Annotated in this window: 10 protein-coding genes and 2 pseudogenes; 3 read left to right on the plus strand and 9 right to left on the minus strand. The window is 41.5% G+C overall.

Annotated features, from left to right (window positions below; translation table 11 throughout):
- From LEP1GSC062_RS03160 to LEP1GSC062_RS03180, 4 genes and pseudogenes are all read right to left on the minus strand, one after another.
- Window positions 1-257, minus strand: a pseudogene (locus LEP1GSC062_RS03160) (chromosome partitioning protein ParB); the annotation flags it as partial.
- The gene (locus tag LEP1GSC062_RS03165; protein ID WP_020983399.1) at window positions 254-1,027 is read right to left on the minus strand and encodes a ParA family protein; all 774 of its coding nucleotides are present in this window, start codon (window positions 1,025-1,027) and stop codon (window positions 254-256) included. The pseudogene LEP1GSC062_RS03160 and the gene LEP1GSC062_RS03165, both read right to left, overlap by 4 nt.
- Window positions 1,028-1,231: 204 nt before the next feature.
- Window positions 1,232-2,287, minus strand: a complete 1,056-nt coding sequence (locus tag LEP1GSC062_RS03170; RefSeq protein ID WP_020983403.1) for a tyrosine-type recombinase/integrase — start codon at window positions 2,285-2,287, stop codon at window positions 1,232-1,234.
- Between the two features lie 331 nt (window positions 2,288-2,618).
- On the minus strand, window positions 2,619-5,498 hold the full coding sequence (locus LEP1GSC062_RS03180) for a CHC2 zinc finger domain-containing protein (protein WP_039941050.1): 2,880 nt from the start codon (window positions 5,496-5,498) through the stop codon (window positions 2,619-2,621).
- A 155-nt stretch (window positions 5,499-5,653) separates the two neighbouring features.
- Here LEP1GSC062_RS03180 and LEP1GSC062_RS03185 point away from each other — a divergent pair, with 155 nt between their 5' ends.
- Genes LEP1GSC062_RS03185 through LEP1GSC062_RS03195 form a run of 3 tightly spaced genes read left to right on the plus strand, consistent with a single transcriptional unit; the run spans window position 5,654 to window position 6,568 of the window.
- Window positions 5,654-6,034: a helix-turn-helix domain-containing protein gene (locus LEP1GSC062_RS03185; protein ID WP_020983402.1), complete on the plus strand. Its 381-nt coding sequence runs from the start codon at window positions 5,654-5,656 to the stop codon at window positions 6,032-6,034.
- A 5-nt stretch (window positions 6,035-6,039) separates the two neighbouring features.
- Window positions 6,040-6,252, plus strand: a complete 213-nt coding sequence (locus LEP1GSC062_RS03190) for a hypothetical protein (RefSeq protein ID WP_020983405.1) — start codon at window positions 6,040-6,042, stop codon at window positions 6,250-6,252.
- Window positions 6,242-6,568, plus strand: a complete 327-nt coding sequence (locus tag LEP1GSC062_RS03195) for a type II toxin-antitoxin system RelE/ParE family toxin (protein ID WP_020983401.1) — start codon at window positions 6,242-6,244, stop codon at window positions 6,566-6,568. Before LEP1GSC062_RS03190 ends, LEP1GSC062_RS03195 begins: the two co-directional genes overlap by 11 nt.
- Before the next feature lie 91 nt (window positions 6,569-6,659).
- Here the strand turns inward: LEP1GSC062_RS03195 and LEP1GSC062_RS03200 are convergent, their stop codons facing one another.
- From LEP1GSC062_RS03200 to LEP1GSC062_RS20435, 5 genes and pseudogenes are all read right to left on the minus strand, one after another.
- Entirely contained in the window at window positions 6,660-7,094 is a 435-nt protein-coding gene (locus LEP1GSC062_RS03200) for a hypothetical protein (protein WP_039941052.1), read from the minus strand.
- Between the two features lie 160 nt (window positions 7,095-7,254).
- Window positions 7,255-7,491, minus strand: coding sequence for a hypothetical protein (locus LEP1GSC062_RS03205; protein ID WP_020983400.1), 237 nt, complete (start codon window positions 7,489-7,491; stop codon window positions 7,255-7,257).
- Window positions 7,492-7,719: 228 nt separating this feature from the next.
- Window positions 7,720-7,935, minus strand: a complete 216-nt coding sequence (locus LEP1GSC062_RS03210) for a hypothetical protein (RefSeq protein ID WP_039941054.1) — start codon at window positions 7,933-7,935, stop codon at window positions 7,720-7,722.
- A 319-nt stretch (window positions 7,936-8,254) separates the two neighbouring features.
- On the minus strand, window positions 8,255-8,809 hold the full coding sequence (locus LEP1GSC062_RS20430) for a leucine-rich repeat domain-containing protein (protein WP_010576057.1): 555 nt from the start codon (window positions 8,807-8,809) through the stop codon (window positions 8,255-8,257).
- A 905-nt stretch (window positions 8,810-9,714) separates the two neighbouring features.
- Window positions 9,715-10,404 (minus strand): annotated as a pseudogene (locus LEP1GSC062_RS20435) (hypothetical protein); the annotation flags it as partial.

Genomic DNA, 10,404 nt, shown 5'->3' on the forward strand with positions numbered 1-10,404 from the left:
TTCTCTTTCAAGCTCTCGTATTCTTCTTTTGTCAACGGATCAAAGTCGTTCCGTGGATTCGGCTTTAAACTCGAAGGTGGAACCATCTTCACAATGGGGTTCAGTGTTACTCCCTTAGGGATATACTGTTTTTTGTATGTGGAGCCCGGCCGGGGACTTGATTCTTGTGCGTCCATCCACTCTTTGGCTTTCTCTTCTAAGGAAACTTTTGTGGATGTATCTTTCTTGGGCCCTTTTGTATTCCCTTCTACTTTCATCTTTGACACCCTTTTAAGTTTCTTAATACTTCGTTCGTTAACTCTTCAAATAACTCGTATCCCTTCGTATTCTCCTTTAACGCCTTCCCCATCTCTGTAGCCGTTTCAATCGTCGACAACTTCCAAACCACTGTCTTGGATACTTCGTATTTTGTTCTAAGCCTAGTAATCCTCTCCGATTCCTTCTTACTTTTTCCTACAATCGAAGGAACAAGTAACGTCTTGACTTTCTTCTCTTTCACGCCCGATTCCTGATACTCTTCGAATATATTTTCTATTTCTCCAAGTAACGTCTTTGTTCCTTGAAAGTTCCATCTAGACGGCCTCACTGGATACAATACCATATCCGCTATCCAAAGAGAAAACCGTAGTTCTAAACTTAAATACACCGGCGTATCAATGATTACAAAATCATATTCTAGTTTTCTTAAATTCTCTACAAACGATCCCAACACTCTCGGATCACTTCCTAAATCCTCCGTTATCTTGCCTAAAGATATTGTCGCCGGTAGTACTTCAATCCCCGGAAAACGAGTCTCATATATACAAGCACCGATCTCTTTTTGTTCGAGTAAGGCGTGATATATGTTTCTTTCGTCCAATTCCTCCTCACTCACTCCACGAAGAAAAAAGTCCGTTTGGTTGTTGTTCAAATCCAAGTCCATACAAAGGACTCTCTTTCTCTTCTCCCGTAACTGTAAGGAAAGATTGATCGCCGTCGTTGTCTTTGCGACTCCGCCTTTCAAATTCGCAAGCGTGATAATATACATGCCTTCGGCCTCCCTAATAACGTAAGCGCGTCGCTCTCCATGGATCGCTCCGCAGGTTTTTTGAATTTTTGTTTTTGGTTTTGTTTTTGAAAGAAGCTGCTAAAGAAAAAACGTTCTCTTTTTCTAACCGGTCCTTTTCGTTTGGTTGTTTAGAGATTTGGAATGTTACAAGAAACTATTCACTGATCCCTAACACTCTGACATTTAACTCGTGTCGGACTCTTCTTTGTCTTTCGAGCCGGTCTCTTTTTTAGGGGAAGCTCCTCCCACTAAAGAACTCGAATCCGGCGTATGGAGTGATGGATGAGTCTTGTCATATACTTCCTTTAACTTTCGAATCGCTACGTGGGTATAGATTTGAGTCGTACTTAGATCCGCGTGTCCAAGCATCTCTTGAACGTGTCGTATGTCCGCTCCGTTGTCCAACATCCCAGTCGCCGTCGTATGCCTGAAGATATGAACCGCTTGACGCTTGTTGACAGAAGCCGCCTCTCTAAACACCGCAAAGAGACTTGTAATACTCGAATGCTCCAGCTTCTTACCCATCTTACCCAGAAACAAATGTGGCTCTTCTGCATCTCTCAAAAATACAACTCTCGATCTTTCTAAATATTTCCGAATCCAACTAAGCGACCTCTCACTGATCGGAATAAGTCTCGTTTTCTTTCCCTTGCCTTCCCTCACAAGTAGTGTCTTGCCAACAAAATCAATGTCGCTCACATGCAGATTTCCAAGCTCCATCCTTCGGATTCCAGTCGAATACACTACCTCAAGCATCGTTCTGTCACGGAGCCCGAAGACGTCTGTCACATCCGGTACAGCCAAGATCCTCTCCGCTTCTTCCACACTCAAAACATTGTGTGGTATGTTCCTTTTTATATACTTCGGGATCTCTAAATCTAAGCTAGGATTCACAAGCAACACTTGCTTTCTTGTCAACCACGCGAAATAATCCTTCACCAATGCCAAGCGTTTGTGTTTACCATTGTTCGAAAGCTCTTTCCCGTTGTTCTTGTTCTTCAGTCCAACTACATGACTTCGGTATCTTTCTAAAAGTGATAACGTCACCTTGTTCGGGGTTCGGATCTCTCGCAAGCTACACCAATCGAAAAAGTTCATCAAAAAAACATACGTATTCTTTAATGTATATTGGCTATAAGCTTTCGCGGTCCGCTTCCATTCTAAATAACTGTAACAGTAGTTTTCAAAACTCCCCAAGGGAGAAATTCTCAAAGTCTCTAACTTCTCTTGCCAATTCATCGCTTGTGCACCACAACCAGCAGCAACAGGAGAAGGAACAGGGTTCGGGAAAGTTTTTTTGTCCCTAGAAGACCTTTCTTAGAAGTAAAATGCGTGTTTTGCTTGGAAACCCCATCTAAACCCCTACAGAATGCGAGAGTGAGGGGGCGGCGACCCCCAGGCGACCCCCCGGTTTTGCCTAGGCGAAGGGGGGGCGAAGTGGCCTTTTTGCTAGGCGAAGTTGAACTTTTGGGGGGCGAAGTGAACGAACATTCAATTGATTTAAAGGCTTTTTTCAAACTCTTTACTTCGCTTCCGTTAAGTAAAAGTAGTTTTGAATATTCTTTTTTGCTCATACACTTTCTAACCTCTCTTCTTTTTTGGCAACTCCTAATATTTCTCTCCAAGAGAAAACCGAGTTTCCTTCAATTACTCCAGTCTCTTGCAAATCCGTTTCCGTCTCAAAAGATAGTCCAAGAGCGAACTCTTCTCCTTCCTTTCCCTCTCCGTCATACAAGAGTTCGTATTCCGCTATTTGGCCCTGTCGACCACTTCGTACGATCAAGTATTCCAATTCCTCCAGTCTTCTCAAATGAACTCGTAGTCTTGTGTCGCTCATCCCGAGTACCTCTCTCGCTTGCCGTCTCGTAAAACGTACCGCGCTCTTCGAAATCGTTTGGTCCTCACTTTCTTTTTGGACCATTGTATGTAATGAATACAATACTTCCTTGGTTTGGGGAGTGAGTTCTTCAAGCGTCCTTCCCAATATCTTAGATGCGAGTAAGCTTCCAAGTTCCATGTCTGAAGTAGTCACCTCGATGTATTCGAAACTCTCTCCGTTCTCATCAGTTCCAAATTTCTTTTCTCTTTGGTATTGGTTAAGGAGTGCAATCGACTTGATGAGCGTTAAATATTTCTTTTGATCCCGGCGCATTCTCAGTTTCGTATCTGGGAACTTCATTTCCTTCGCATACGGGTTCACTACCACTAAAGGCCGAAGGATCCTTTGTATGTTCTTGTGTTGTTTGTATATCTTCTCTTTGTCCCGCTTCTTTACGATTCCATCCAATGTCTCTTGTTCTCTCTGTATCTCTAAAATCGTTCTTGTCTGTTCTCTTCCTTCGTTTACCGTCAAGATGAGACATCTGTTTTCGAGTTCTTCATCAATCTCCAAATTGGTCGTCGTTAAGAAAATCACAACCGGCCCTTCTACGCTGTATTCCTCCGTTACAGTCCTTCCTGTCGCCGGGTCTTTCATGGCACTCGCAATACTGATTTTCTTTTCACTCTGCAATATCTTTAACGCGTATTTCGCCCGTTCCGCGCCTTCTTCTTCCGAGATTGCAAGAACTTTGTTTTTGAGATTTTTGGAGGACATATAGAAGAGGCTTTGGCCCGTCATCGCCGAATACTTCTCTTTCTCTTCTTCCGGTACGAAATCAAGGATTGCATCCATGAGGGTAGATTTACCGGCGGAGGAGGAAGACTGTATAATCACAGCTAACGGATTCTCAGTTCTTCTTGTGATGCTTGCAAGATATCCCACAAGAGAATTGACTCTTTCTCCTACAAGCCCGCATCTTTCAAAGTCCATTAGGATATTAGTAAGTAGATTCGGGTCTTCTAAATACAGGATCGCTTCCGCTCTTTCCTCCGGAGTTAGCTCGACTTCTGTCTTTACGTTTCTTTCTTTTTCTCTTTCGTTTAACGAGTCTTCCAAGATATTGATGAGTCTTCCCAGTTCCTTCTTGATCGTTTCCTCTTTTTCTCGTAACTCGTGGGTGGTCGTTCCCAGATATGAAGTCCGAGCTTTGTAACTTAATAGATCCACGTTGTCTACGTGGTATCTTTCTCCTTGGCTCACTTTAAGCGTTACCTTCAACGTCTCAAGGCTTGCATTTCGATACAGTCCCTTAGCCAAATACGTTCTTTCTCCAAATTTTACTTCCACTTCTTCTTTGGTAACTTTAACTTCCGGTTGGATCCCGGTCCCGGAATCGGTTAAGGCGGCCAACCCTTCCGAGGTCAAGAGTGGTTCTTGGGGCCTGGGAGTTGAAAGATTTGTCTCAATGGAAAACAGTTCTTTGTATTGCGGTCTTTGTTCTTCCTCGGTTAGAGGTACACTTTCCCCTAAAAGTCCGAGCAGTGTGTCCTGTACTTCTTCGCTTCTTACCGCTACTTCGTTCACATCCATTCCAAGAGGCAAAAGCACCCGGTAGATCTCGATCCCTTTGTCTTTTAATTTCTGATACACAGAAGCCGCTCCCTTGTCTCCTGCCGCGTCCGCATCGTATGCGATGTATATCTTCTTGATTTGTTTTTCGAGTATTCTTTCCTGAATTACTTCCGTGAAGCCTTCGATTCCGTAACTGCAAGTCACGTTTCGGATTCCATTCTCCCAAAATGTCAACGCGTCGAAGATCGATTCGCAAAGTACAAGTTCGCTCTTTCTAAACGCATCTTCTTCGTTCCAGATCCCTAAATGTTTGCCTGGTAAGTAAAGATGATTGGGAACGATTGTTCTACTTAGTACGCTCCTTCTTCCATACATCCCACAAAGCTCACGGCCTTGCGTGAAGATCGGAAATACGATTCTTACCTTGAAATACTCTTGTCCGCTCTCTGCAAAGAATCCGAATTCCTTCAATACCTCTCTCGCTCTTCGCCCTACGTTGCTTTGTCTCGATGGTAGGATTTTGCCTAAACTTCCGTCGCTGTAGCCGATCCCAAACTTTGATATCGATTCCTCACTTCCCACCTTCCTCGTTTGTAAATACGAGAGTGCGCTCATGTTTTCTCTCAGTGTAGTGCGGTAGTATTCCAAAGCTTGAAAGATCAGGTCTCTTTCTGCACTGCTTAGTCTTTCTGTCGTCGGGATCTTTCTTCCTAATACCTTGTCTAATGCTACGGGCGTAAGAGATTCTCCTCTCATTTCTACGTTCAGTCTTGGTTTAAACTTGCGTAATACCTCTACCGCTTCGTGAAAGCCCAAGCCCTCCCGTTTCATCACGAAATCAATCACGCTGCCTCCTGTCTTGCAAGCTCCCATACAGTGCCACAAGTTCTTTACCGGCGTTACGATAAAGGACGGCGTTTTGTCCGCGTGGAACGGGCATTGGCCTACCCAGTTCGTTCCGTGGTTCTTCAGTTCGATCCCGTAGCTGCGCACCAGGGCAAGCAGGTCCGTTTCCGTCTTTAACTGGGTAATCTCTTCTTTGGGGATGAATGCCATGAGGATAGCTCCTTGGTGGGAAATTTTTTGTAATGCAAATATGCCTTACAATGTGCAACTATGCTTCATTCGTCAAGCCCTAACTTTTCATTACCTGCATATCTGCTTTAAGTTCTTCTCGACAGCTTACTTTTTAAATGCAACTATGATTGATTATGAGCAAAGGAAGAAAAAAAGAGCCTGAAAACGGGTTCGGTGAACGATTTCGACAGTTAAGGCTTCAAAAAAATCTTTCTCAAGGGGAAATTGGGGAGCTTGTCGGGCTTCATTACACTAATATCGGTAGGTATGAACGCGGCCTCTCTATGCCTTCAGCTGAAGCCGTAAACAAACTGGCTGAAGTCCTTGGAGTATCCAGCGATTATTTGTTAAACGGATCGAAAGAAGAATTCGCTAAAGCCAAATTCTCTGATAAAGATTTATTACAAATGTTTCAGGCCGTTGAGCAGTTTCCTGAAGACGAAAAAACTTTAATCAAAAAAATTATCGATGCCTTTCTTACTAAAAAGAAACTGCAAGAGTTAGTGGGGAAATAATATTCATGAAAATCTTATTAGTCGAGGTTAAAGACGAAAAAGCTCTTTTCCTCATGGAAATTTTAAAAGGTTTCTCTTTCGTAAAAAAAACGGAAACCCTGACAAAAGCAAAAGCAAAAGCTCTAAAAGGTTTTAAAGAAGCCGTCGAACAAGTCAACTTAGATAAGCAAGGTAAAATCAAATTGCCGTCCATTCATTCTCTTCTTGATGAAAACTGAAATCGTATATACAGATCATTTCAGTCGAGAATTCAAAGACCTCGCTAAAAAATTCAGATCTATTAAAGATGATTTAAAAATACTCGTTACTTCTCTCGAACAAAATCCAGTTCAAGGCGTTCTATTAAGTAAGAATTGTTACAAAATTCGATTGGCCATTTCTTCCAAAGGAAAAGGTAAATCCGGCGGGGCGAGAATCATCACTTATTTGTTTCGGGATAAAAACAAACTCTATTTCCTTTCTATCTTCGACAAATCCGAAAAAGAAAATATATCCGACAAAGAAAGAGAAACTCTACTCAAACTCATCCTTTAAAAACCGTTTTCGCTTTCCCTAATCACAAAAAAAACCGGCTATTACACCGGCAAAGTCTGATCTTTTGATACACTCGCTAAAAAAGTAAATATTACTGTTTCTTTACGTCATTACAAATCAATCCACCAATCATTCCGCCCATGTTGGAATCCGTAGCCCATTTAGATTCTATTACTTCGCATCTCACTAAGTCCAAGTCATCCGCACAAGCATAGATATCTTTCGATTTGTATCTCTCATACGCGCCAAAAGCTTCAAACCTTACGAATATTGTCGTCATTAAGAAAAATATATTCGTTGTTTCTTTGGAAAGAGCACGCATGTTCAGATCAGGATTCGTGTCTTTCCGATCGTATGAATATTCAACAAGGCCGCAACTATACATCTTTACTAAAACTCTTTCTGTTATGATTTGGTTGGCTTCGGTTCCCGATATGGTACCGGCCTCTTCAAGCAAACAATTTGTTTGAACTAAAAGGGATATAACAAAAAAAGTATATCTGAATAGATGAATAAACTTTTTCATACTCGTTTTTTGTTTTCTCTAATGATTCCCTTTTTCAAAGAAAAAAGCTTAATCCACAATACAAAAAAACCGGCTATTACACCGGCAAAGTCTGATCTTTTGATGCACTCATGATTTTTAAGTTACATTCAAAATCTAAAACCTAGTAAGTCGCGGGATTTTAGTCTGACACTTCATTTCGAAATTCGGTTCTCACTTTCCGTCTTTCTTCCACTTTCTCCAAGGCCTCATACGGTACCTCCAATTTCACAAGTTTGTCCGTTACAGGATCGTAATATACGCACTTGATTTCAAGGCTCCAAGTTGCGTCTACATACATCTTTTGACCCGTTCTTTTGTCTCTTACCGCTTCCCCTAACACATATCCTTGCTTTCTTTTGGTTTCTTCTACTTCCATTTCTTCCCCCAGTTTGAAAACTCACTCTCTGGGTTCCGATTTTTCTAAACTTTCCTTCTACTCCCTTTCGCTCTGTCTTTAATGCGAAGGGAGTTTTTTGTTTTTCTCGAAAAAGATACTGACTCTGATTCCTATTCACTAAAAAGCCCAGGGCCCGGCTTTGTTTAAACACAAGAAAATATGAATATGCAGAAAAGAAACTATTCACTGGCCCTTAAAACCTGTGGTTTACTTTGGAAGATAGGGCAGTAATTCTTTAATACGTTCCAAATCCTCCGGAAACATCTCCACCCTCACAAGGCTTTTCTTCTCTGCATCAAAGTAAACACAACTTACTTCCGCATTCCAAGCTACTTCCACATACATCTTTCGGCCACTCCTCTTGTCTCTTACCGCTTCACCTAACACATATCCTTTCTTGCTTTTGGTTTCTTCTACTTCCATTCTTCCCCCAAGTTTTCGTCTTTCAGTATTCAGAAGATGCATTAGAAATCCGTGATGCACTTGAAGCCGCTTTCTGTCATCTGTATAGAACGAGCGAAGCAAAGTTCGTCTGTCTTTTTGTCCTCTGAACGGGTTCCGATTTTTCTTTTCTTTCCTTGTTTCTCCCCCTTCTTTCCTTTTGTAAGAAAAAGGAAATTCTGTTTGTGTTTCTTAGCTCTTTTACTTCCGTTTACAAAGTTAAATCACTCTTTTACTCTTTATCTTCCTTTATTCTATGTTTCATCCGCTTTTCATTTGGAATGCGCTGGGCGCACAAATATCAGTAATTGCCACTTTCTTCAAAACGACTTACTTGAATATCGGGTCTCAGCTTTCGTAATCTTGCAGAGCCATCTAAGCTTATAGACGTAGACCCAAGCTCAATCGATGTCAACTTCGGAAATGAAGATAAAAATATTAGACATTTATCATCTAATTGATTATTATACGCCAATTCCAAAATGGAAATACTTTTAGACTTCGATAAAACCCCTATTCCCGAACATGTAATTTTAGTAGAACTCAAGTTCAAAGAGGACAACTTTGAAAACTTTAATAATTCAACCAAACCTGTATCACTAATCGATGTATTCGATAAATCTAAATTTTCTAAATTAGGAAAGAGCAACAAATGCTTTATTCCTTCGTCACTAATTTTTGAATCTTGAAAATTCAATCCCTTCACACTATTTCGATCTTCATTAGGAGATTCAAAAGAGTGTATAGAATCAATAGATTTTAAGTAATCATAAGCCTTTTTAACTTCATCTTTTTCCTGATCACACCCTTGAAAGACAATTAAAATAGCTATGACTGCTATACAAAAATTCTTCATTTTAACCTCTTTTAATATTCATATTTTAAAGCTCTCTTCGCCCAATCCGGAATTGTAGTTCCTTCATAACCATATATCTTCAAATGGGAATGGAATGCTGGCAACCCCGTTATTTTACCTGTACTCTTGTTATATGGAACAGCCATATTGCCAGTCATTCCTCCATAACCAAATACAGTTCCTACGTCATAAGATACGTTCACCTTGTTTTTGTAATTATTTAAGATTTCCTCTGGAATTTGATTATCTAAATGCCTAAAGGCGACGATTCTTTTTTCCTGACCCATCATAAATTCAACGGTCACGGTTGTGCCACCTAATTGTGATTGATGAATTTTAGTGATTTTAAATTTGCCATCGTCTGTATTAAAAATAGATAATTTTGATCCATTTTTCAAGTAAAAATCTCCCTCTCCTTTTTGGTCATCTGTATGCATGTACGAATCTCTTCCCCAATCAATGCTATTGATAACTTCAGTCTCAATAATTGGCGTTGATTTTGCCCCATCTCCATATCGTCGATACTGCATATTCCCTTTCGCACTAAGAATCAGCTTCCCGCCACTTACTCCTAACTTCTGCTCAATTTCTCTTAGCTGGTCAATGTAACCATCAGTTACATCTTCCTCGCCTTCTAATATTGGAACCTTGGCTCTTTGCGCTTCAATTGCCTTCTCATCTGCTGACAAATTACTAATGTCTTTTTGACCACCAAATGTTTTGCTCAAATAATTCATCAAAGCTTCTTGGGCCTGCTGAAGTTTTGCCCAAGCCGCGTTAAATCGATTCGGATTTACATTTGAAGTTTCTGCGTTGTCTGCAACAGTGCTTTCCCGATCAAATTCTTTTTGTGCACTTTCTAAAGCAGCCTTTAAGCCTTCATATTCAAGACCATCACCACCATCGTTCCCACCGCCAAACAACGCTTTCTTGATCGCGGCCCAGCCGTTCGAGAGGTTCTCTCCATTGATACCGCCCACTGCGCTACTCAAACCATCCCAAGCGCTCTTACCGACAGCGCCAATGCCACTCACTAAACTCCCCATCCCGTTCCAGATATCATCCAGCAAATTCCGATTCGCAGCAGAGTGTTCAGGGTTATTAACCTTGTTAAAAAGATTACCGAAAAGATTTTTGTTAAAGCCGTATTGAACGTCGCTACTTAAGCCACCGTATTCCGAAACCGTCCAAGAAGGCGTTACGCTCAGAAGTGGACCGAGACCCGACGTTAGACCAACTGTTGCTCCGTAACCGGCTTTCGTATCGTAACTAAGACCCAAACTACCAGACGAACCTTGGCCGTATTGACCTCGGATATTTGCACTCACTCCCGAAGATTGATTGTCACGACCGATATTGTTTCTGTTGTAGCTCACTTCCGCCCAGTTCGAATAGCCTTCTTTCCCTTTTGGCCAAGACCCATTTTCAAACCCGCGGTTGCTCCCCAAGCTCCGCTCTTTGCGTTGTAATTTACACCGATACTACCGCCTAACTTCGTACTGTTGTCCGTTCCGATGTTCACTCCTGCTCCAAATCCGTTCGCATAACTGTAACTTAAATTCACACTTACCATTCCGTTCGTCTTGTAATCCAAG

It is taken from the genome of Leptospira alexanderi serovar Manhao 3 str. L 60 (assembly GCF_000243815.2).
GTDB classification, from domain to species: Bacteria; Spirochaetota; Leptospiria; order Leptospirales; family Leptospiraceae; genus Leptospira; species Leptospira alexanderi.